The 22,049-nt window shown below is 69.1% G+C and carries 19 protein-coding genes; 12 read left to right on the top strand and 7 right to left on the bottom strand.

Going from position 1 to position 22,049, the window contains the following annotated elements; genetic code table 11:
* The first annotated feature begins 1 nt into the window (after window position 1).
* The 5 genes from RKD20_RS46970 to RKD20_RS46950 are packed head-to-tail and all read left to right on the top strand — an operon-like array spanning window position 2 to window position 5,214.
* Window positions 2-1,141, top strand: a complete 1,140-nt coding sequence (locus tag RKD20_RS46970) for a nucleoid-associated protein (protein ID WP_424883534.1) — start codon at window positions 2-4, stop codon at window positions 1,139-1,141.
* The gene (locus RKD20_RS46965; RefSeq protein WP_424883533.1) at window positions 1,122-1,628 is read left to right on the top strand and encodes a RelA/SpoT domain-containing protein; all 507 of its coding nucleotides are present in this window, start codon (window positions 1,122-1,124) and stop codon (window positions 1,626-1,628) included. Before RKD20_RS46970 ends, RKD20_RS46965 begins: the two co-directional genes overlap by 20 nt.
* A complete protein-coding gene (locus RKD20_RS46960) occupies window positions 1,549-2,115 on the top strand; it encodes a hypothetical protein (protein WP_424883532.1) in 567 nt (188 codons plus the stop codon). The genes RKD20_RS46965 and RKD20_RS46960 overlap by 80 nt, the downstream gene beginning before the upstream one ends.
* The gene (locus tag RKD20_RS46955) at window positions 2,112-2,747 is read left to right on the top strand and encodes a hypothetical protein (protein ID WP_424883531.1); all 636 of its coding nucleotides are present in this window, start codon (window positions 2,112-2,114) and stop codon (window positions 2,745-2,747) included. Before RKD20_RS46960 ends, RKD20_RS46955 begins: the two co-directional genes overlap by 4 nt.
* A gap of 49 nt (window positions 2,748-2,796) precedes the next feature.
* On the top strand, window positions 2,797-5,214 hold the full coding sequence (locus RKD20_RS46950) for a Helicase associated domain protein (protein WP_424883530.1): 2,418 nt from the start codon (window positions 2,797-2,799) through the stop codon (window positions 5,212-5,214).
* Between the two features lie 31 nt (window positions 5,215-5,245).
* Here the strand turns inward: RKD20_RS46950 and RKD20_RS46945 are convergent, their stop codons facing one another.
* Window positions 5,246-6,256 carry a hypothetical protein gene (locus RKD20_RS46945; protein ID WP_424883529.1) on the bottom strand — a complete coding sequence of 337 codons (1,011 nt, stop codon included), beginning with the start codon at window positions 6,254-6,256 and terminating at the stop codon, window positions 5,246-5,248.
* Window positions 6,257-6,672: 416 nt separating this feature from the next.
* Here RKD20_RS46945 and RKD20_RS46940 point away from each other — a divergent pair, with 416 nt between their 5' ends.
* Complete coding sequence (locus tag RKD20_RS46940; protein ID WP_424883528.1) at window positions 6,673-7,896, top strand: esterase/lipase family protein; 1,224 nt, start codon at window positions 6,673-6,675, stop codon at window positions 7,894-7,896.
* A 140-nt stretch (window positions 7,897-8,036) separates the two neighbouring features.
* Window positions 8,037-8,396, top strand: a complete 360-nt coding sequence (locus RKD20_RS46935) for a transglutaminase-like domain-containing protein (protein WP_424883527.1) — start codon at window positions 8,037-8,039, stop codon at window positions 8,394-8,396.
* On the opposite strand, the gene RKD20_RS46930 is transcribed toward RKD20_RS46935, so the two are convergent.
* A protein-coding gene (locus tag RKD20_RS46930; protein WP_424883526.1) for an IS5 family transposase occupies window positions 8,368-9,194 on the bottom strand; the annotation gives its coding sequence in 2 pieces (ribosomal slippage) (window positions 8,368-8,829 and window positions 8,832-9,194; 825 coding nt in all). The two genes, RKD20_RS46935 and RKD20_RS46930, sit on opposite strands and share 29 nt — an antisense overlap.
* A gap of 88 nt (window positions 9,195-9,282) precedes the next feature.
* On the opposite strand from RKD20_RS46930, the gene RKD20_RS46925 reads away from it, so the two are divergent.
* The 3 genes from RKD20_RS46925 (at window position 9,283) to RKD20_RS46915 (ending at window position 11,481) form a co-directional block, all read left to right on the top strand.
* Window positions 9,283-10,230 (top strand): hypothetical protein, encoded by a 948-nt coding sequence (locus RKD20_RS46925; RefSeq protein ID WP_424883525.1) that lies wholly within the window; start codon window positions 9,283-9,285, stop codon window positions 10,228-10,230.
* The gene (locus RKD20_RS46920; RefSeq protein WP_424883524.1) at window positions 10,227-11,012 is read left to right on the top strand and encodes a peptidoglycan-binding domain-containing protein; all 786 of its coding nucleotides are present in this window, start codon (window positions 10,227-10,229) and stop codon (window positions 11,010-11,012) included. The genes RKD20_RS46925 and RKD20_RS46920 overlap by 4 nt, the downstream gene beginning before the upstream one ends.
* 103 nt (window positions 11,013-11,115) lie before the next feature.
* Window positions 11,116-11,481, top strand: a complete 366-nt coding sequence (locus tag RKD20_RS46915; RefSeq protein ID WP_424883523.1) for a DUF2398 family protein — start codon at window positions 11,116-11,118, stop codon at window positions 11,479-11,481.
* An 871-nt stretch (window positions 11,482-12,352) separates the two neighbouring features.
* Here the strand turns inward: RKD20_RS46915 and RKD20_RS46910 are convergent.
* Window positions 12,353-12,943: a hypothetical protein gene (locus tag RKD20_RS46910; RefSeq protein WP_424883522.1), complete on the bottom strand. Its 591-nt coding sequence runs from the start codon at window positions 12,941-12,943 to the stop codon at window positions 12,353-12,355.
* Window positions 12,944-13,352: 409 nt separating this feature from the next.
* Between RKD20_RS46910 and RKD20_RS46905 the strand changes: the two genes are divergently transcribed.
* Entirely contained in the window at window positions 13,353-13,775 is a 423-nt protein-coding gene (locus RKD20_RS46905; protein ID WP_424883521.1) for a hypothetical protein, read from the top strand.
* Window positions 13,772-13,984: a hypothetical protein gene (locus RKD20_RS46900; RefSeq protein WP_424883520.1), complete on the top strand. Its 213-nt coding sequence runs from the start codon at window positions 13,772-13,774 to the stop codon at window positions 13,982-13,984. The genes RKD20_RS46905 and RKD20_RS46900 overlap by 4 nt, the downstream gene beginning before the upstream one ends.
* A 123-nt stretch (window positions 13,985-14,107) precedes the next feature.
* Here the strand turns inward: RKD20_RS46900 and RKD20_RS46895 are convergent, their stop codons facing one another.
* From RKD20_RS46895 to RKD20_RS46880, 4 genes are all read right to left on the bottom strand, one after another.
* Entirely contained in the window at window positions 14,108-15,244 is a 1,137-nt protein-coding gene (locus RKD20_RS46895; RefSeq protein WP_424883519.1) for a hypothetical protein, read from the bottom strand.
* A gap of 194 nt (window positions 15,245-15,438) precedes the next feature.
* Window positions 15,439-17,961 (bottom strand): DEAD/DEAH box helicase family protein, encoded by a 2,523-nt coding sequence (locus RKD20_RS46890; protein ID WP_424883518.1) that lies wholly within the window; start codon window positions 17,959-17,961, stop codon window positions 15,439-15,441.
* A gap of 266 nt (window positions 17,962-18,227) precedes the next feature.
* Window positions 18,228-18,704 carry a hypothetical protein gene (locus RKD20_RS46885; RefSeq protein WP_424883517.1) on the bottom strand — a complete coding sequence of 159 codons (477 nt, stop codon included), beginning with the start codon at window positions 18,702-18,704 and terminating at the stop codon, window positions 18,228-18,230.
* The gene (locus RKD20_RS46880; RefSeq protein WP_424883516.1) at window positions 18,701-20,839 is read right to left on the bottom strand and encodes a hypothetical protein; all 2,139 of its coding nucleotides are present in this window, start codon (window positions 20,837-20,839) and stop codon (window positions 18,701-18,703) included. The genes RKD20_RS46885 and RKD20_RS46880 overlap by 4 nt, the downstream gene beginning before the upstream one ends.
* Between the last annotated feature and the right edge of the window lie 1,210 nt (window positions 20,840-22,049).

Genomic DNA, 22,049 nt, shown 5'->3' with positions numbered 1-22,049 from the left:
AATGACAATCGATTTCGGGGATTTGATCGTCGACGAGGCGATCGTGCACTCGATTCCGCGGAAGTTGAAGGCCGACCTCACTCCCGTGAAGGTCAAGTTCAGTGAGGCCATCTGCAGCCTCGACGGAACGGTCCGCGGCGAGCTCGAGTTGAAGTTCAAGGACGTACTGGTCAAGCTGGGACGCGAAGTCGTCGTGGACGCGGAGTTCAAGTCGCGGCTGCCGGACCAGGTCAGAGCGTTCCTGGGGGGCGAACGGGGCCTGGTGGAGGCCTCGAAGGAGATCGCCGAACTGCTGCTGGCCAGTCAGCCCACCAACAGCTCCGAGGGGCTGCTCCTGGTCTCCTCGGTGAGGCTGGACGGACACCGGGGCCTGCTCATGGTGAAGCTGGAACCCGAGTCCGGGATGCAGGCCACGGCGATCACCACGGACGGTGGTCTTCCCACCTTCAGCGTTGCGTACTTCGCGAACCTGCTCTTCACGGAGGCATCCAGGGTCTACAAGCTCGCCCTGTTCACGGCCGACGGGCTGAGCGAAGAAAGCCTCGAGGGCTGGGCCGCCGACATGCAGATGGCCGGCAAGAAGCTGGCCAAGTTCTTCCGCGAGGCGTTCCTGGGGTGCCAGCTGAAGAACGAACCGCGCCAGCTCACGCTCCGCTTCCACGACGCCGTCGCTGACTGGATCAACTCCCAGATTCCAGACGCCGACACACGGATCGCCTACCTCATGGCCCTCCTGGTCGAACTGCAAAGCCCCACCCCTGTGATCGACCCCTACGCCTTCACCAGGTCACGGCTGCAGCCCGGGCACAGGACCAGCCTCGAGAACTATCTCCGCGACAGCGAGGTCCCCGAGCAGGTCTTCGACAAGGACACAGAGCTGGTCGAGACCAAACTCCGCAAGATGCGCGTGGCCTTCGACAATGGCGCCTTCCTGGTCGCCCCGATAGAGGCGGTGGACCACGGCTCCATCACCGTGGAAGACCTGGAGGACGGCACGACACGACTGACCGTGACCGGCGTCATGACCGAGACACGCAGCTACGGCCAGGGCAGGCCCAAGCAGCGCACCGCCCAGCACAGCGACACCGTTCCAGCCGCCCCCAACCCCCCATTCCTTAACCGTGACGCTGACCGCTCATGACGCCTACCGCCGCTACCGCCTGGAGCGGCCCAGGATCGAAGAGGCAGTGGAGCTCACGGCTGCCTTCATACGTCGCCGCGCGGCCCGTCGGCACCTGAGCTGCCAGGTGACCTGCCGGGCCAAAGAGGTCAGCAGCTTCATCAAGAAGGCCTACCGCAAGACCGAATACACCGACCCCTGGACGCAGATCACCGACAAGGCCGGCATCCGCCTCGTCGTGCCCTACTCCAGCCTCCTCGACGAGGCCCTCGACCTCGTCACCGGCGACGGCTTCACCTGCATCCGGATCGAGGACGACCGCGAGAAGCCCGGCTTCGAAGACCGTCTTGAATATCCGCGCCTGCACGTTCAAATCCGTGCCCACGGGGAATGGTTGGACCCAGACGGGGCGCCGTATGAATGCGAGGGTGCAGATCCGCACCGAGGCAGCAGACGTGTGGGCGCGCATGTCGCACTCGCTGATGTACAAGCCGGGGGCCACCACTGACATCCCGTCCGATGTCAGACGCTCGCTGTACCGTTTGATCGCCCTGGTCGAGTTGTACGACTCGGAGGTCGAACGGGGGGTGACAGCGTTGGCCGAACACCCTGACTTCAGCCGCAGCAACCGCCTCCTGGCCGAGGCCGAACGCATCTACCAGACCTTCAGCCAACACCCCTACGACCGGGCGCTGTCCGAGGACGTCGTCGACGTCCTGGTCGACACGATCGGGGACGAGCCCGGCTACGCAGATCAGCTGGTGGAGTTCGCCGAGCAGAACCGCGGCCGCATCGAGCGTGCCTACGAGCAGTTCGGACCGACCAGCGAACAATTCCTCGAACACGGCCGTTACCTTCTGGTCAGCCAGCCCGAGAGCCTGATCATTTTTGAGAGACTGGCCAACGCCCTGTACGACCTGCAGGAGACTTGGGAGGGAAACTTGGAGAGCCGACTGCTGACGGACCTGGCCAGAATCTGGGGAGTGCGCTGGTGAGTTCAGCCCAGCCGGAAACGCCCGCCCTCGCGGCCGCCACCGCCATGTTCGTGGAAGTACTGGTCGTGGGCATCGGATTCGTCACCGGGCTCGCCCTGTTGGCCGCTGCGGCTGCCGGGCCGGAAACGACCGCCCGAGCGGCACCCGTAGCAGGGTCAACACCCGCCGCGGGGGCGGGCCTTGCTGCTGCCTACGCTCTGGGCATCCTCATCGACCGGGCTGCCGACAAGGCCCTCGCGCCCGTCCGCCGGCGCCTGCGCCAGGCATCGTTTCCCACGGACGGCGGATACGCCCATGCCCGCCTGACGCTGGCAGCACAGCCTGCGCTGGTCGCTCTAGCCGACTACGCCCGCTCACGGATGAGGATATGCCGCGGCTGGATCCTCAACACCGCCCTGCTCACCGTCGCCGGCGACCTTGCCCTCCTGCGCTACGACGTAGAGCACAAGACCCTGCTGCTGGCATCAACCACGGCCCTCGGCCTGGCCCTGACCGCGGGTTTCTACTTGTCCTGGCACACCATCACGGCCACCGGCTACCGAAAACTCGCACAGCAGACCGCCAGCTCCACCGTCGCGACGCTTCCAGCACAGAACAACACCACACCGACCACACCCGCACCGCCCGGCTGACCTGCTTTACTCACAGCGACCCCAGAAGCCGGCGACGGACGACCAGCCCATGACCACCAGTCCCACCCCACGCAGCGCGCAGCCCACGCTCTTCCCACATCAGGAAGAAGGCCTGCGCCGCACCGTCAGGCATCTGCGCCGGCCCGGCAGCCGTGCTCTGTACGTCTCGGCAACCGGCACCGGCAAGACCGTGACCGCCTCCCGCATCGCAGACGCTCTGGCCGCCCGCCTGGTGCTGTTCGTCGTGCCCACCCTGGACCTGGCGGCCCAGACCGCCCTGGCCTGGAGAGCCGACGGCCGCAGCGAACCCATGGTGATCGTCTCCTCCATGGACGCCTCCGGCCACGACTCCCTGGTCGCCGCCCACGTCACCTCGACCTCCCAGACCCGCACCCTGGCCCTGTTGATGTCGTCGGTCGGCCCGGGCAAGGACGGAATCCCGGCGCTCACCGTGATCTGCACCTACGACTCCCTCGACAAGATCGAAAACACGCTGCACAGCGCATTCACGGTGCCCGCCTTCGACCTGGCGGTCATGGACGAGGCCCACCGCATTGCCGGACGCACCGACAAGAAGTGGGCCGCCGTCAACGACGCGCACCGCATCCGCGCCGACCGCCGCCTCTACATGACCGCCACACCACGGATCTTCGCCGCCCCCGTCCTCGCCGAATCGGCCGCCCCCGCCCGTGCCGGCCGCCGCACCAGCACCGAACAGCCCGGCCTCGAGGCGCTGGCCAACAGCATGGACAACGAAGCCACCTACGGGAAAAAGGTCTTCGAATACCCCCTCGCACAGGCCATCGCGGACGGCATGGCCGCGGACTACCGCATCGTGGTGCCCACCATCACCGACACCCAGCTACGCGAGCGCCTCAACCGTCCCGCCTCCAGCGGACAGTGCGACAGCGCGCCCGGCACCGAGGACGCACTGCGCACCACCGCCCTGCACCTGGCCGTCCTGCGCGCCATGCGCCAACACCAACTGCGCCGGATCCTGGTCTACTTCAACCTCGTCAGCGACGCCCAGCGCTTCACCCGCGAACTCGACCACACCCTGCGCCTGCTGCGCAGGAACGCTCCCGACCTGTGCCCCGACACCCGCCCCGAGCTCTTCTTCGTACACGGCGAGCACACCCCCGAACAACGCACCGGCATCTTTGCCCGCTTCGCCGCGGCCGACAGCGCGATCCTGGCCAACGCCCGCCTCATCGCCGAAGGTATCGACATCCCCAGCGTCGACGCGATCGTCTTCGCCGACCCCACCCGCAGCGTCGTCCGCTGCGTCCAGGCCCTGGGCCGCGCGCTGCGCCGCGACGTCTCCGGCAAGATCGCCAGCCTCATCGTGCCCGTCTACATCCCGCCCCAGGCCGACCCGGAAGACATCCTCGGCACCCCGTACGAGCCGGTATGGGCCATCACTACCGCGCTGGCCAGCCACGACCACCGCATCCTCGAGCGTCTGCCCGACAAGACCCACCGCCTGTCCACCGAGACCAGCCAGCTCATCGAGCACCGCTGGCACTTCGACTTCACCGTCCGCCCCGAACGCATCGCCCGTGCCCTCGACCTGACCTCCTTCGACCCCCGCGACAGTAGCTCTCGCTCCCGCCGTCAGGGCTTGGCCGCCGCCCAGGCCTTCCACGACACCCACGGCCACCTTGACGTCCCCTCCGACTACACCGACTCCTACGGCTACACCCTGGGTGCCTTCATCACCACCATGCGCGACGCCCGTACCGCTAACCGCCTGGATACGGAATGGATCGCCGAACTCGACACCCTGGACATGATCTGGGACAAGCACGATGCGGCCTGGCGTGCCCGGCTCACTGCCGCAGCCGACTACCACCGCGCGCATGGCCACCTCGCCGCACCAGCCACCACACCTACCGGAGCTTGGCTCGCCGAACAGCGCTCGTTGGCCACGCACGGCCAACTCGACCCCGCACGAGCCGCTGACCTCGCGGCTATCGACCCGGACTGGCTCCTGCCCCACGGCCCGGACTGGCACCGTAAATACCACCTGCTGCGCGCCCACTTGGCTGCGGGAAACGACCCGCATGTACTCGACCGCACCACAGTGCTGGGGAGCGTGAAGATCGGCAGCTGGCTGCATCGCCAACTCAGCGGCTGGCACACCCTCGCCGGCCATCAACAGCGCCTACTGACCGACATCGGGGTGGACGCACAGACCCATCCGCTGACCGCAGTCCGTCGCCCCCGTCGCACCTTCGCCGAAAACGTGCAGATCCTCGAGTTCTTCCTGCACCGCGAGCGCCGAGCCCCTGCCGCTCGCGAGGAGATCACTGTCGACGGCGACCGGGTCAGAATCGGCTCCTGGCTGGCCAAAGCTCGTTCGGCACACCGCAGTGGTCAACTCTCCTCCGAGCGCGTCGCTTTGGTCGCGCCGCTGTTCCACGGTGACTGGACTGACGAGAGCGCGCCTCCTGCCGTGCAGTCCTAGCCTTGCCGCCCACCGCGGCTGCGCAGGTCACTCACCGCGGCGGTCCGTCAGTGCCCCGGTCCGGCGCGAGCTGGCCAGCTGCGGCCATCACCAGGCGGGAGAGCAGGTTTCCGGAGAAGCCGAGCACCAAGGCGGAGGCCAGGGCAATGGGGCGTTCGGGGTCGTCCCAAGAGTTGCTGAGGAATACCTGGCCCAGCAGGTTGAGTTGTGGATCGGCGAGCATGCGGATGAGGAGCAGCCCAGCAAATGCGGCCAGAGAGCCTCCGACGGGGCTCAGCAGCAGCACTCCCCAGGACGACGACGGCCGGGGATGCGAGCGCAGTACCCCCAACACCGGTGAGAGGAAACCGCCGAGAGCACCGAAGAGCATGGTCGTCTGATGGTTCTGTGTGAGTCCGAGACCGAGTACGACGAGGAGGCCGACGGTGGTCAGCCAGAGAGCGACGCGCTGTTCCTCGTAGTCCCGCTCGCTGGCGCGGTCTTCCTCCTCGTGCACCTCTTCCTGTACTGCGGCGAGCACGCGAGGCAGGTCCTCCGCCCGTGTGTCGGCGAGCAGTTGTGCCAGAGCGGTGTGCTCGGGCGATGAGGACCGCGCAAGACGCAGCTGTAGGGTCCGGGCTTGCGCGGAGATCTCGTCGAAAGGCTGAAGGCCCGTCAGGTCCCGTTCCACCGAGTGCAGCGCGCGCCACGCCGAGGCCAGCTTCGACAGGGGGATGGACACCACCCCGGCCGGCCCTTTCCCCAGGCGCCAGACGACGGTGCCGAATCGGTCCAGATCGTTCAGCCGCACGTGTACCCCGTCGATCGCGCGCCGCCGCGTCTCGTCGGCGGCCAGATCACGCGCAGCTGTTGGACCGGCCGGTTCCGAGGAGTCTGCAGCCTGCGTTTGACTCTCCAGGACCGTGGCCCTCACGCGCAGTTCCTTGATCCGGACCTGAAGAAGCCGGTAGCGGGGAGCCGCTATCAGCCCCCGATTGGTGACGAAGACGACCCCCAGGTAGGCCGCGCAGGCCAATACGAGGTGCCATGCGTCGTTTCGCAACGCCTCTCCCTTCCTAGCCATCCGTCCCAGGGATCCGTCAACAGGCCATCCTGGCACGGCAATTCAGCGAGAATCGTGGTTAGTCGGCGTATCTGGTGGCATGCTCGGTCTAGTCGTGATTCATCCATGGGGGGCGAGACATGGCGGAGCGTCTGCGTCTCATAGTGCTGGTCATTCCCGGGCTCGGGGGGAGTGTGTTGGCTTCTCCGGACGGAAGTTGGCGGGTGGGGCCCCGGCTGGGGGATGTGGCGGCATGCCTGAGGGATCCGGAGCGGCTGAGCTGTGGGGCGAACCCGCGTCTTGCGCCAGTCGACCTGGTGCGGTCCGCGTACGTCGGGCCCTGGCGTCTCGCGGGCGGTTACGGCGAGTTGCTGGCGGCTCTGGACCGGCGCTTCGGCAGGCCGCGAGTGGAGGTCATGAAGAGTGCCGACCGGCTTCCGGGGGCAGGGCCCGCGGACGTCCTGCTATTTCCGTACGACTACAGGCTCGGCATCCGTGACGCTGCCGAGCGGCTGGGGGAGTGCCTCGACGCGCGGCTGGGTGGGACGGGCCGCGAGCAACGACAGGCGCGGTGGCGGGTCGTCGTGGTGGCGCACTCGATGGGGGGGCTGGTGGCACGCCATTGGATTGCTCGCGGGAACGGCGCCCGGTACTGCACGACGCTGATCACGCTCGGTACGCCGCATCGAGGTACGCCGCAGATGCTTGACCAACTCATCAACGGCGTGGGCATGGGACCAGTGCGCTTCGATGCGGCCACTGCCGTGCTGCGTGACTGGCCGTCGGCCTATGAGCTGTTGCCGCAGTACCCCGTCGTTCTCCCGGCTGCACAGCGCAGGAACCCGAACCCAGTCCTTGCCGACCTGCTTCGGCCGGGGGAGCTGAACCAGAACCTCGTAGGGGCCCGCTTTCTCGGCGGCGTCAAGGCGGGCAGGGCAGAACACGAGGCGATCAAGGTCGGTTGGGAGTCCCTGTTAAGGGCGGGCCTGGCCCCCGATGTCATTCCGGTGTGCGGTAGGGGGCACCCCACGCTCACTCATTTCGAAGAGAGGGAGGGGAGCCTTCGCGCGGTGGCGGACCGTGCCCCTTCCTGGCTGTCTTTCGGGCGGTGGCGGGGCGACGGGACCGTTCCCGCTGTCTCGACGCTCCCTCTCGAACTCGACGAACACCGCGGGGCGTGGCGCATTTGGGCCAACCGCCACCGCATGTTGCCCAGTGCTGAGGACGTCATCGAACTTCTGAGCACACTCAACGAGGACACAGCCCGGGACATTCAGCGGGGCCGCGTCACGCGCGTCCGTCTCAGCCTCGGCCTGAGCCTGCCCGACCTTGCGGTCGAGTGCGAGCCCATCGGCGTCAAGGTGGAACTCATCGGTGACCACCCTCAGGATGCTGCCGGCGGCCGGGTCATGGTCCGGGACACGGCAAGCGGGCGACGGTGTTACGAGGGACCGCTTGCCCGCCTCGGCGAAGAGCCGGCGAGTGCCGACGGGAGCCCAGGCGGCCAGCGCGCCCGGTACTGGGTGCACCGGATCCCGGGACTGAAGGCCGGGCTGTACTCGGTGAAGACGGGGCTCTCCGCGATCCCCGGTCATCGCGATGTCGTTACCGAAGACTTGCTGGCGGTGGTGGCTGCATGAGCGACTGGCCGAAGTGGGACTACCGGGTCAGCCCTGGAGGGCTGGCGGACTATGTTCAGCCTCGTTTGGTCCGTAAGGCCCTGGGGCGGGCTGCGGGGGCTCTGCCCGGCCCTGACTCCGAGGCTGATCGGCTGGGGCAAGTGAAGGACATCTATGCGGTGTTCCAGCGCCGTCGCATCCGCTATGTGGAGGCGCCGTTCGCGTCCGGGGACGGCGGCCAGGACATCCGGACCCCGGGCGAGGTTCTTGGCCGCGGAGGCAGCGGCACCTGTCTGGACCTGGCGGTGGTTTTCGCCGCTGCCTGCATGCACGCCGGACTGAAGCCGGTCGTGGTCGTCCTGGCGGCAGTGGAGGACAATCAAGCCGACCATGCGGTGGTGCTGGTCTGGCTGGACCCCGCGGGGGAGCGCTACCCCCTCGATGCTCCCTACTACGCGAACTATCACCACCCGGGTCGTCTTAGACGTCATCTCATTTGGCGAGTCTGCGGTAGCAGATGAGGGTGCAGGCGATGCTGGTGAAGCCTAGGAAGTGCTCGGCTTTGCGCTCGTAGCGTCGGTGCAGTCTGCGGCATCCGGCGAGCCAGGACATGGTGCGTTCTATGGTCCAGCGGTGGCGGCCCAGCCGGGTCGAGGACTCGATGCCTTTGCGGGCGATGCGGTGCTTGATGCCGCGTCCGCGTAACCATCGCCGCAGGTGGTCGTAGTCGTATCCCTTGTCGGCGTGGAGCTTGGCCGGCCTGCGCCGTCGGCGTCCGCGCCGTGAGCGGATCGGCGGTATCCCCTGCACCAGCGGGATCAGCGCCTGGCTGTCGTGCAGGTTCGCCCCCGAGATTCCGACGGACAGGGGCAGACCGGTCCGCTCGGTGATCAAGTGTATCTTCGAGCCGTACTTGCCCCGATCGACAGGATTCGGGCCTGTCAGGTCCCCCTTTTCAGCGCCCGCATGTTCACCGAGTCGATCGCGCACCGGGACCAGTCCAACTCGCCGCGGGAGCCCAGCTCGTCGAGGACCAGGCGGTGGAGCTTGGCCCACACGCGGGCCTTCGTCCACTCGGCAAAGCGCCGGTGAGCCGTCGCTCCTGACGGACCGAACGAGGCGGACGGCAACTGCTGCCACGTGCAACCCGACGTGGCCACGAACACGATCGCGGCTAGCACTTCGCGGTCGCCGTGCCGACGCCGGCCACCTCCTTGGGGCCGCGACGGCGCCTCCGGCACCACCCTCTGAAACAACTCCCACAACTCATCCGGCACCAGCCGCTCAACGATCCCCACCACGATCGGCAGCTTACCCATCCAAATGAGATGACGTCTTAGCCGGTCTGCCGCCCCGGACCGCCATCCGCCGGAACTCGAGGGTGCCATCAGGAGCACCGCCGACGGTATGCAGGGCAGCTTCCTCGCCGTGGACGTCGCTCTCGCCGCACGCCAGGACGTAGCGGCCCCCGACGTTCCCTTCGAGGAAGCAGTCACTGAAGGAGGCCGCGCTGTCGATGACGCTCTGGGTGAGCAGCACCACTGGCGGTGGCTGCTGGGCGTCAATCTCGACCGAGCCTGGCACAAGGACCGCTTGCACACACCGCCCGTGGTCCTGACCAACAACATCCCGGCGCTCGTCGCGCTGGTGGTCCTCATTCTCGCCCTCATCGGGGTCCTGTTGCTGCGCGTCGTCTCGGCCGGCAGCACAGCAACCCAGGCGACATCGGGCACAGGCACCCCATCCTCGGTGCCGACGAGCGCGCTGGACTCATGCGGCAGCACAGGGCTGGCAGGCTGGCGGCTGCGTACGAGCATCCCGTCAGCCCTGGCCCGGGACGGCGCCCTGATCTACCACGTCGGCTCGGAGGACACCCCGTCCAAGGGCGGTCCCGTCCAGGCCCACCATGGAGCCTGGATCCAGCAGGCAGTACTCGCGACGCAGCCCTACATCCGGGACGTATCGGCGATCATCGGCGTGGCCAAGACCACGTTCCCACCGATTCCTATCACCTTCGAACTGCGCAGCGCCGACGGACGCAAAGTGTTGCGCAAGGCCACCGTGCCCCTGACAGAGAAGGAGAACAACCGCGAGCTCTTCGCCCACTTCTCGCCCGCGGTCGCCGTGCCAGTGGGCAGGTATGTCCTGCTGAGGGTGACCGATGAAGCACCTGCCGGCCCGTCTGCAGACGCCGACCAGGTGGGCATCTACGTGCATGACAGGGGAGGCGATCAGGTAGTTGTGGCCCCCGTCACAGGATGCGCGGGAGACGTCAATCCGGTCGATCCCGTGCCCAGCCCGCTCTATGGCGATCGGCTGCTGTCCGGAAGCGTCGTGGGAGGCACCTCCCCATGAAGGAGTCCGGACGGTATGAGGCGCGCGGCGGCCCCCCGGTACCGCGCAGCGAACAACGGCACAAGATCAGGCGCCGTGACGTTCTGATCGCCGGTGGTTTCGTCTGCGTGGGCGTCACGGCCCTGACCGCGCTGCTGGTCTGGCATCAGGACCCGTCACGTCCCGAGCTGAAGTGGGGTTCCGAAGACCGGCCGGGGGAGCACTACGTCAAAGACGTACAACTCAAGGTGGCCGGTTGGGTGGGCGCCTACGAGGGCAAGCCGTATGCAATCGACGGGCAGTTCGAGGTGCTGACGCACGCGGCCGTCAAGGGCTTCCAGCGGGCGGCCGGCCTGTCCGACGACGGGGTCGTGGGCCCCGATACATGGCGGGCGCTCGACGCACTGGAGGGCGCCGACGCAGGAAGCCGCCACTTCCCGCTCTCCGCCCTTGCCCCTTCCGAAGACCTGAAGGCGGGCGCGGTCCGCGAACACGTCCTGCAGTCCCATCTGTTACGGCTCGCCTATCGCTTGGAAGCTGTCCGAAGCAAGGTGAGCCAGACGTCACCCATCGTCGGGAAGACTCCGGCGCCGGTGAGGACCCACGTCGCCTACCGGCCGCGCGGGGTGGCCATCGCCGGGGAAAGGGGAATCCAGGCCGCTACGCATGCTTACGGCACCGCGGCGCACCTCTCAGTTCCCGGCATGCCGGCAGGCGAACTCGCTTCGCTTCTCCTGGCCAGCGACTTCTCGACCGCGGTCCCGCTGGGAAACGGCATCGTGCACGGAGACCGCGCACGATGATCGTATGGCCGCAAGCCACGGGTCGAACACGAAAGGTCCCTGATCGAGCTTCACCGGCCGGCCCCCGGCGGGGGTCAGGACTCTGCATTCGGGGAGCCTTGACGTGGCCGATGACGGCCCGGCTGTAACCCAACGACTGCGTCGCCTGGTCGACGAGCCCACCGTCCACTCGGACGATCTGCCCACCCCGCAGCGTGACTATGCCCGTGACCGCGCCGACGAGGTGATCACCGCCGCGCGCCTGGGCCTGGACCTTCGCGTTGGGGTGCGCGCCGAAGGCGCTGCCGTGATCGACGAAGGACAGGGCGGCGCGACACGGCACCGAAGTCTGCAGCTGTCGAAGTGCTCGTCGTGCAGTGTCGCGCTGCTCCGCGGAGCAGTAGTCAGCCGGTGGGAGCGCTCGGTAAAGGTGCGGGGGCCGGTGGACGGTGGTGGCTGCTGGCCGGGAGCAGATGGGGAAGTGGGGTGACGAAGGGATTGAGGCCGGTGGCGAGGTGCTCGGGAAGGACTTTCCGTTGAGGGTGCTTCGCGGCCGAGTGTTCGGGACAGGGCGGTGAGGGCGGTCTCGATGCCGGGGGTGAGCTTGTCGGGGCGGACGCTCATCTGGTCGACGGCGAGGGCGAAGACCTTGAGGCCGGCGGCGAGTCCGGCGTCGTCCTGAGGATCAGGGCGCGCCTACCGCGACCGCTTCACACGCGCCCAGTACGCCCAGGCCGACCTCGAACAGCTCCTCGACCACACTCAGGAGACCGTCCTTGCCGAACAGGCCGAGCCGTCGGCCTGGTTCATCGCCGTGCCCGCCCCGAGCGTCCGCTGCCGCGCACCGCCCCGCCGCTGACACCGGTCGTCACCGAATACGGCGGCTTCCGCAGCATCCCCGATCACGCCCGCCGGCCTCGCCGCATCCAGCCGGTGACCGCCCTGATCCACCCGGCCGACGACAACGACGCGCTCGGCATCAGCGCTCAGGACATCCTGACCGACCTGGTCTCCCAGTTCGGCATCACCGCCCATCTGTAACCGGCCGCCGGCGAGCCACCGCACCCGGCCGCCTCCGCCAGAGAGCAGCCCGCCCGCCATGTTCCCCGAGACCCCCGTCTGCGACCGCCTCGTCGCCGAGCGCGGCGGCATCCCCGCACTGGTCCGCGGTGAGGCCGACCGCCTCCACCGTCATCTGGCCCAGGTGCTGCCCCCGCGGCCGACGGTCGCCCGGGACCGATACAGACGGACGCCCATCGCTAGCCAGGGCCGTCACGCGACGCCGCGTGTATGCCGGCCGGCTGCGGACGGCACCGGAGCGGGAGTCGACGCCGGGGCGGCCGTATCTCCAGGGAGCGCGATCAGAAGCGGAACGGCCACCTACGCCTGCGAGGTTCTCTGAAGCCGGCGTACAGCTCGCGTACGCGCTCGGAGATGGCTTCGTAGGCGGCTTCCACTGCCTCGCTCGTCTCTGTGAGCGCTGTGTAGATGCCGATGCCGAGCGTGCCCCTCTGCATGCCTTCCTCGAACGTCGCAGGCGCGTTCCGGTACACGGTCCAGGCCCGGTTGGTGATGCGTTCGGCAGCCACCTTGACCAGCTCCCGTACCTTGTCGTCGAGGATAAATCCGACCTGTGCGTCGAGGGCGGCGTCAGCCTCCCTGATGGCGGTCCGGCATTGCTCGGCGTGGTCGTCGGGTGGTTTCGAATAGCGGGGGTCGGGTTTCTTGGCGGAGATGAGCTCGTCTCCGTGATGGCGCAGGTTCCGCAGGAGCTGGTTGACCTCTACGAGGTGCTCCAGCTCGAACGCTTCACGCCGTTCGAGCTTGGTCCGGAGGAAGTCTTCCCGCCGCTCTCCGCGCTGGCGCTGGTGGTCGACCCAGTTGGACACCTGGGTCAGCAGGCTTCCGAGGACGAGACCCGCGAGTCCCCACCAGTACGTTGCCTGTTCCATGGCCGGAGTCTAGGCAGGGGTGGCCCGCCCCAGGCCCGAGGACTCACCGGGTCGGAGAGTCAGGGTTCTCGGGGTGCCGTGGGGCTTTCACAGACCTCACGTGCGTGCCTCAAGACCCCTCAGATGCTTGTGAGGCACGTACCGATTCCGGGCCGTCCTTTACATGCCTCATGGTCTCCAAGCCGCCCTGGATAACCCAGCCCCGAGCCGCGATGCCGGGAGCCGACGGCGTCCGCACCGTCGCTCTGGTCATCGACGAGGACCAGCACCGGCCCCTGGCCGAGTACTGCCGCATCATGCTCCGCCGGGTGCAGGAGCGTTACCCGGCGGCATTGGGCAGCGGATGCGCGGCGATCTCTCCAACCACCCTCCATTGCGTGTACAGCATTTTTTTGCGATCATCGTAATCATGAATTTGATTGGTGACCTTGCAGCCATCCGCATCCCCCTGCCGCAGCCCGGCGACGTCACACCCGAGGAGCTTCACCCCGAAGCCCGCGAGGAGGCCGAGCAGGCCCGTGAGGACTACGCGTCCGCTCTCGAGGCCCAGTGCGACGACCTGAGCGAAGACCCCGTCCTGCTCGCACTCGGCAACGCCCGCGCCGCCCGGGAGGCCGCCGACCGCGAAATCCGCCTTCTCCTCGCCTACGCGCGGGAGTTCCACGGCGAACGCCCCTACAAGCTCGAACCCCTCGCCCAGGCCAGCGGCATGACGCCCTCCGGCATCCGCACCGCCTACGGCAGCAGCGAGATCGAAACCGTCGCCCGCGGCATCGGCCGCACACCCGACAGCCGCCGCGCCCGGCCCCCCGCCACGCCGGAGCCCTCATGAGCGACCACCCGGAAACCGCTGCACCGGCCTGCACCTGTCTGCCGCCCTGGCCCGCCCTGGCCACCGTCATCGAGGGCACGACCCACCCGGTCGTGCCCTCGCCGGCCCACACCCCCGCCTCCGCCCTCTACCTCGCCCACTGCACCGAATGCGGCGCCGCCTACACCGGCCCGTGGAAGCGACTGCCCTCCTCATCCCGCGCCGCCTGAGGACATCGTGCGACGCAGAAACGCACCGCGTGCCTGTGGCCATGGCCTTCTCGGAGCGGTCGGCTATCGGCGTATCGCGCGTGCGCCTGGGTTCGGCTCCGGTCTTCTCACCCCGGAGCCTGGTCACCGGGTCGGCTTCTGATGACGGGCGAGGAGTTCGGTGAAGAAGTCCGTCAGGACTCGTTCACCGCCCGGGCTGGTCAGTTCCCAGCCGCCGAAGCGGTAGATCTCGTATCCGGCGAGCCTGAGCCGGCGGTCCTCGGCGACCATCTCCGCGTACAGCTGCGGCACGGCGGTGTGAGTGACCCGCCCTTGCTCGTCGGGCGGGCTGGGCCGGCCGTAGTGCTGCACCCCGTCGACCTCGATGACGATGCGCGAGCGGTCCGGCGCCAACAGCAGGAAGTCCATCCTCTGCCGGTACAGCGCCCCGGACCGCTTGCCGCTGCGCCGTGAGTAGGGGTCGTAGTGGAGATAGACCTGCGGGATCAGCGCGGGCAGGTCGAAGCCGCCTTCCTCGGCGTAGCGAGCACAGTAGGTGATCATGAGGAGTTGTTCGGGCGGCGAGTCCAGTGACCGGTAGAGACGCCGGTAGAGGGCGTCGGCGGCACTCTTCTCGTCGGCGTCGGGCTGGTGGTTGTTCGTCCACCAGGCGACCATCTGCCGCCAGGTGAGCCCGTGCGGCGGCAGGGGATCGGTGAAGACCAGGCAGGTGTCGGCGTGGCGGACGATCTCCACGTCGTTGTTCACCGCGTCGCGCAGCACGATCTGCGGTTTCGCGCCGTCGGCGGCGAAGATCAGGTTCTTGAAGGTGCCCGACGGCCCCTTGGAGAAGCGGCGTTCGTACTCCAGCTCCTGCAGGTCCTCCAGCGCGTCGCGGGTCGGGCCGAGGATCTGCTCGATGCAGTCCCGGCGGGCCTGCCAGCTGCCCCGCATGTCGTTGTCGCGCCAGTAGGTGCCGAAGCCGCGCGGCCCATCGAACGTGCGAAACGGCCAGGCGGGCGGTTTCAGGGCGAGGCGTTCCAGGACGGAGCGGTGGGCCTTGATGACGACGGGGACGTTGTCGTCATCAAGGTGCCTGCCCTTGCCGTCGGTGCCGTGGGAGACGAAGTCGTGGTGCAGAAGTCGGGTCAGCGCGATGGCGACCTCCAGGTCGGTGCGGCCGGCTGGAGGGCCGAACCGCAGCGACTCGACCAGCCCGACATTGAGCACCCACGGCTGAGCCCAGCCGTCCCCGCGGCTGAAGAACGCCTCAACGTCCACGCCCCCACCCCCTGCGCCCGTAGAAAGCACCCCGGCCCCTGTAGCAGCCAGTTCACCAGATGCCGCTGACACGCCGTCACCCCGCCCACGGACCTTGGCGGTTGGGGCCGACGCCATCCCTGCCGCCGCAGGGGTTCACACAACCGCAGACGGCCCGCACGGCCACCTCCCGCGTTCCGCGACGTCGGCGACGGTCACGAGGTGCGCACAGGTTCGGCGTAGGTGGTGAACAACCGGTCGCCGGTGAGCTTGTGGTGCGCGAGCTGTTCGCGGACGGCCTGCTCGTCCGCCCAGCGGTCCGGGCTGCTCGCGAGCGCGGCCGCGTAGGCCGTCACGGCCTCCTTCAGCTTCTCGAACAGGGCCGGGGTGACGACGCGCATGCCCGGCACCGCGATGGCCTTGGCGTCGCTGACCTGGCTGGGATGCAGCATGACCGCCACGGCCTCCACCTCCGGATTGTGACCGTTGAGCCAGCGGATGCTGCCGCCGAGCTGGTCCATGTCCTTCTTCGCGATCGTGTCGGTGATACACCCCGTCTTCAGCTCGACGACCGCCTGCCGCGCCGCCGAGAGCGCCCACAGGTTGTCCGGGCCCGTGCCGTACAGCTTCTCCGGACGCGTGCTGGCGAACCCGAGGTGCTCGCCCAGAGCCTGCCAGGCCCGCTCGGCGTCATCGGAGCGCTCCTCCTCGCCCCACACCACGTCCTCGAACAGCGCCTGCACGCCGAGCCTGAGGCTGACGCCGTCGCGGTACTGAGCGCCCAGGAACTCGGCGGCGGCGCGCGACTGCACCGCGGCCGCCTTGAGCTGGACGGGGGCGCCGCCGTTGACGGGCCGCAGGACGAACGGGTTGTCGTCCAGCGCCCCGGCCAGGGCCCGCTCGGCGGCCGCGTGATCGGTCAGGTGCAGGTAGGCGGCCTTCTGCTCACGCAGCCAGCCCCGCAGCGCCCTGTCGCCGGCACCGAGGTCGTTCACCGCCTTCTGTACCCGCTCGGCCGCGGCCGGGGCGCGGCCGGTGGCCGCGAGGTCGAACGCCTCGCGCAGCGCGACGGCCTCGCCCCGCACCGTCCCGTGCTCGGCGTAGCGCACCTCCGCCAGCGCCCGCCGGCTGCGCTCGCGCCACTGCGGCACCCGCCCCAGGCAGGCCCGCAGCGCCTGGCGCACCGCGTCCAGTCCCTCGCCCTTGATCTGGCCGGCGATGTCCCGGCTCAGCTTCAGCTGCGCCTGCGTCGCCGGGGAGAACAGAGCCAGGTGGCGGGCGTCGTGGATCGCCGTGGCGAGCTTCGCCCCCAGCAGCAGGACGGCGCAGTAGTCCTCGCCGTCGCGCACGCCGCGGCCCATGCCCTGCTCGATCCGCTGGACCTCGCGGGCTAGACGGACTGTGCTGTCGGCCAGCGCGACAGCCTCGCGCCGCTCCACCCCGTCCAGGGGCCGCGGGATCTGGTCGAGGATCAGCAGACGGCAGGCGCCGGCCGGGAGGTTGACGCCGTCGTACTTGTTGACCAGCACCACCAGGCCTACATGGCTGGCCTGGAGTTCCTTCACGCCCGCCTCGAGGTCGCCGACCCGCCAGATGTGGTGGGCGTGGCGCGCCCAGTTCGCGGCGGCCCGGTCGCTGGGCACCAGCACGACCACGTTGACCGGCTCGGTCTCGGCGACACCGTCGCCGTCCTGGTCCCCGTCGGCGAACTGGCGGGCCAGCACGCGGACGGCCTCGTCGTCCAGGTCCGGGTTGAGCGCCACCGGGGCCAGGATCATCCGCTCACCGAGGTCGGCGGCGCTGCCCGGCGTGACGGGCTTTGCGACGAGTGCCGGGTCGGCACCGAAGTCGGTGACCAGGGCGCTGTCGTCGGCGAGCGTCGCGGTCAGGTAGACCCTGCGGCGGGCGCGCACAAACGACGGGATGCGGTCGATCGGCGGGCACGAGGGCCTGATCTCGATCGCCGACGACGTCGCCGTCGCGGCGCACAGGTGCAGCACCTCCGCCAGCAGCGGCCACACGAACTCGAAGACCCGCTCCGTGCGGTGCGGGCGCAGGATCTTCAGCACCTCCTCGCGCTTGTCGGCCCACGCCCAGAACGGGATCGGCGCCAAAGCGGTGGGGTCCTTGTCCTCCAGCCCCGACCAGGCGTTCGCCGACTGGTGCCGCAGGTCCTGCGCGAACAGCTCCAGCAGCCTGTCGTACGCCTCGTGCCCGGCGGGCACCCGCAGCCGGAACTGGTCCTCGGTCCGCGCCAGCGCGGCGTGCGCGTCATCGACGACGACGATGCCCAGATCGAGCGGCTCCTTGCCGTCCCCGACGACACCGAAGGCCGACCTGCCGTTGAGCAGCTTCTGGTAGTTCGTCACCAGCACGGCCTGGGCCGTGAGGAACGCCGGGTCGTACGGATCGTCCGTGGTGGCGATGTTGAGCTTGGCGGCCTCCTCGCGGACCTGCTTGACGAGGTAGTTGTCCGGGGTCAGGTAGACGGCCTTGCCGATGCCCTCGTTCAGGGTGCTCTGCGCGATCAGCAGGCCGACGGCCGTCTTGCCCCCGCCGGTGTTCTGCTTGATCACCACATCGCGGTCACCGCGCCGCTCGAACCACTTGTCCAGCACCTCGCCCTGCTCGTGCCGCAGGTAGGGCCACGGCCGGCTGGCTAGCCCCGCGTAGATGTCCCGGGGCCGCAGCAACGCCTCGCTGCCCCCCGTACCGATCCGATCCCAATCCAGCGCCACGCGCCGTCCTCCCTCGTCTGACCCGGCGGCGTCACGCCGCCTGCACTTTTTCGTTCTTCAGGGCCGCCGCACACCCGGCGACGGCCTCGCGCCGCACCGATGTCCCCAGGCCTCGGTGCGGCCCTGCCACGGTCTGACTCCCGCCCCCACCGGCGGGGCGGCTTCCCTGCCCGCCGGGAAGCGGCGGGCAGGGAAACCACCCGTTCACGGACCACGCATGGACCGTCAAGCCGGTACCGCAGGACAGCGGCTGTCTCCTACGGCACCTAGGCGGGCAAGGAGACCAGCGTCGCGAGCGTCTGCGTGAGATCCACCCGTGGGTGGGCCGAGCCGTCCGCAGGGCTCAGCAGCCGGGCCGTCCACCCCTCGGCGACGCGGACCGCCTCCAGGGGGGTCCCCTCCGACAGCGGGAGCACGGTCAGCAGGCACCAGGACGTCCGCCGGGACACCCCGGCCGTGCGGTGGGCGTAGTGCTCGGCCAGCCGGCCGCCGACCGCGCCCGGGCCCTGGCGGCACACACTGCCCACGTACCGGCACCCGCGGCGGTTGTCCCACGCGACATACACCGCGCAGCTCCCGGCCACCCGGCGGCGCACCACGTCCGGGCTGGCCCGGCACACCACCACCGGCGAGCCCTCGCTGCCCTCTGCGGTCGCGGGGAGGTCGAGCACCGGGCCCATCAGCCGCAGGACCGGCCGCAGCGCCTGGCCAATCGCCGCCGGCACAGTCAGAGCCGTGCTCACTCGGTGTCCTCCTCGTCCCCGTCGACGTCCTCATCGACCACGAAGATCGAGGGATCGGCCGGCCCGAACTTCGCGAGGATCCCTTCGAGCTGGCCCAGCTGCACACGCAGCGCCTCGACGGCCTCGAAGGCACCGAAGACCTGGTTGCCGCGCTTCTGGCTCATACGGGCCAGGGCCCGTCCGGCCTTGGCCGCGCTAGTGATGCCCTGCTCCAGCAACCGGCGCTGCCGCGCGTCCTCGGCCTCCGGTTCCGCCGACGTGCCGTTCATCTTGGCCTTGGCTGCCGCGCGGTTCTTGGCGATGGTGGCCAGGGCCTGGGCCGGGTCGGCGGCGTGGACGAGGTCCCACTCGTAGTCGAGGATCTCCTGCTCGCCGGTGCTGTCGAGCATGGGCTCGCCGTCGTGGACCATCACACCGCCGACCTCACGGTCCTGGGTGTGGAACAGCTTCGGCAGCACGGCCGGGTCGGCAGCGACGTGGGCGACGGCGATGGAGTGCACCATCCGCAGTCCACCGGAGGTCTTTGACAGCAGCTCCAGGAGCTTCACCGGCGTCGCCCGGAAGGGCGCCTTGTAACTGTCGCGGTCGGTGCCCTCCTTCGAGCCGCGGTCCCGCGTGATGTACCCGTCGAGGATCGCGGCGGTCCCGCCGAGCACGATCAGCTCCGCGACGGCCCCGTCCTCGCCGGCCAGGGCACGCGCGAGGATGTCGTCGAGCACCCCGAAGGCGTCGTCTCCCTTGGTCAGCTCCCACGGCTGCTTCCACACCCGGTCGGTGATCGTGCCGCCGTTGCCGAAGGCCCGCAGCGGCTGCTCGATGCCCTCCTTGCTGCGGTAGGCCGACAGCGCCATGGGCGCCAGCCGCTCGCTGATCGGCTGGCGGCGAGCCACGCGCATCCCGAACTCCTGCTTGATCAGCTGGTTCATGGCGTCCGCGTGCGGTCCGGCGAGCACCGCGTGCTGGTGCACGGCAGCCGACCACAGTCGGTGCGCCGGCACCCCGAGCAGCTCGTGCATGGTCTGCGTACCCACCGTGCCCGACAGCACCCGGTGCACGTCCGGGACGATCAGGCCCTCGCGGTGGGCGTGCCGGTAGACCCGCTGCATGCCCTGCGTGTTCTGCGCACCCGACGTCCAGGCGGTGACGCGGACGTGCAGGGTGGCCAGCAGGTCGTCCCGCGCCGCCACCAGGTCCCCCAGCGGCGCACCCCCATCCGCCCGCGCGCCGACCACGACGGTGGCGGGGAAGGCCAGCGTGTGGCCCTCGCGTCGGGTCGCCTCGGTCAGTGTGGGCGCCGCCAGGTTCTTACGGGTCCGCGCCGTCAGCTCGGCCACCCGCCGCCGCGCGGCTGCCTGCTCCGCGCGGCTGCGGCCGCCGGACTGCTCGGTGGAACCGATGACGGAGGCGATGCAGGCCGAGATCGCCTTCTCGATGTCGCCGCCGGTGCGGGCCAGCCACATGCTCACCATCCGGCTGTTGCCGTCGCCCGCGACCAGGAAGGTGTCCTCGGTGCCGTCGGCGTACACGACCCGCATCACGAACAGCGTCAGCGGTTCCTTCACGCCCTGCTGGAGCACACTCGAGGTGTAGACGTTCTCGCCCTTCTGGGCCTGGTACGTCTTCCGCATGCTCTCGGCGACCGCCTTGGCGAGTGCCTTGCGGTCCCGCATGTGCACCGTGAAGACCGCGAGCGGCTGGCCGGTCTTCGGATCGACCACGGTCTCGTACACCGGCACCAGCGACGTGGACGGTGCCACGTCCATGGCCGTGTGCAGCTGGTCCGCCCACCGCTGGTTGATGAAGTCCGGCAGGAAGTCGAGGTCGAGGTAGCGGTAGTGCGGCGCGGTCGCGTACAGCATCCCGCCGACGACTGGCTTGGCCGTCAGCAGGTTGATCGGCTCACGGGCCGCCAGCGCCTGCAGGCGCTCGGGGTCCACCGCACCCGAGGTGACGGCGTTTGCCGCCGCCTCGTCCAGCGAGACCTCGGGGTTCGCGAGCAGCTCCTTACGGGTGCTGCGGAGCTTGGTCACCGGCTGCGGGTCCGCGACCGGCTCGGGGCGGCGCAGCAGGGGCGGCAGGCCATCGTCGGGCTCCTGCCCGTCCAGGCCGCCGAAGTCGTCGAACGAAGAAGTCACGATCTTGCCCTCCTGGGGCATCGCGCGCAGCAGGAAATACCCGCGGACAGGGCACGTGAGCCACTGCCTCCACTGCGCGCCGTCCACAGGGAGCGGCGAGCGCCGTCACGCTCCATCGGCGGCTCATGTCTCCGCGATGTCCCGTGCCGACCGGCGTTCCACGGTTCTAGGCGAGCTGCTGGTCAGTCGGATCCTTAGGGGACCGAACTCCCGTCGATGACGGGCGCCAGCCGCTCTTCATGCCTCAGTTCGAACCCTGCGGCATGCAGTTCCATGTAGCCAGAGCGGTGCGCAACCGACGACAGCAAGCTGCGTCGACAGCATCCGATTCTACGCTCATCTCCCCCTAGACCAGATGAATTTCGAACACGCAGCTCAGAAGTACCAAGAATCCTTGATCCGTTCGAGAGATCCGACTCCAACGCCGGTTATGGTCTAGGCCACTTACGGAGCTAGTCATTGGACAGCGCAGCCCCAGCGCGATTCAGGCAAGCGCCCTGGCCAGATTCACCTGCCTGCAGCTCCCGGCGCCAGGCCACGAGGCGGTCCGGGATGCCGGGCGCGCTCACCACTGTCCGGCATCCGCGGCGTAGCCCTCCGGCCGGCACCCGCGAGCCCCGCGAGATTCTTCCCATCCCCGCCCGGCCGGTGTGACCAGATAGAGGTGCCGTCCCCGCCCCGGGGAGCCGGCACGAAAGGAGTCCGACCGTGAACAGAACCCGACGGCCCGGGCCGGATACCGCCCTCCGCGCCCTACTGTGGCTGTTGGTGACATCCGCCGCTGTGCTCGCAGCCCAGAGCCAGCAGTGGGCCAGCGCGGTCACTACGGCGACCGCCGTCTACGCCATCCCCGGAACCCGCCCCCCGTAGGCCCCAGTTGGAGAGGCACCGGGCCCAGATCCGGATTCCCGGAAAGTTCTCACGGAAGGAAACACCCACCCCACTTCTGGTAGCCAGCCGCCCGCGAAGCGGGCCAGGGGCCGGGAGCGCAGCGGACGGCCCCCAAGGCCCCGGGGGACCGGGGCCGCCTGAGCCTGCGTCAGCAGGCTCACGGTCCACTGGAGCGTAGCGAAAGAGGACCGGCTGGCTCGAAGCGAAGCGCAGAGCCGGACCCTCACCGCGCAGCGGTGAGGGTGTCACTCCGTCAACCTCCGCGCAACGCGCGGAGGTTCGCTGGGAGCCTGCGAAGCAGGCTCTTACCCGCTCCGCG

The organism is Streptomyces sp. SLBN-8D4 (genome assembly GCF_049739545.1).
Taxonomy (GTDB): Bacteria; Actinomycetota; Actinomycetes; order Streptomycetales; family Streptomycetaceae; genus Streptomyces; species Streptomyces canus_C.
This window is presented reverse-complemented; position numbering and strand designations above follow the sequence as displayed.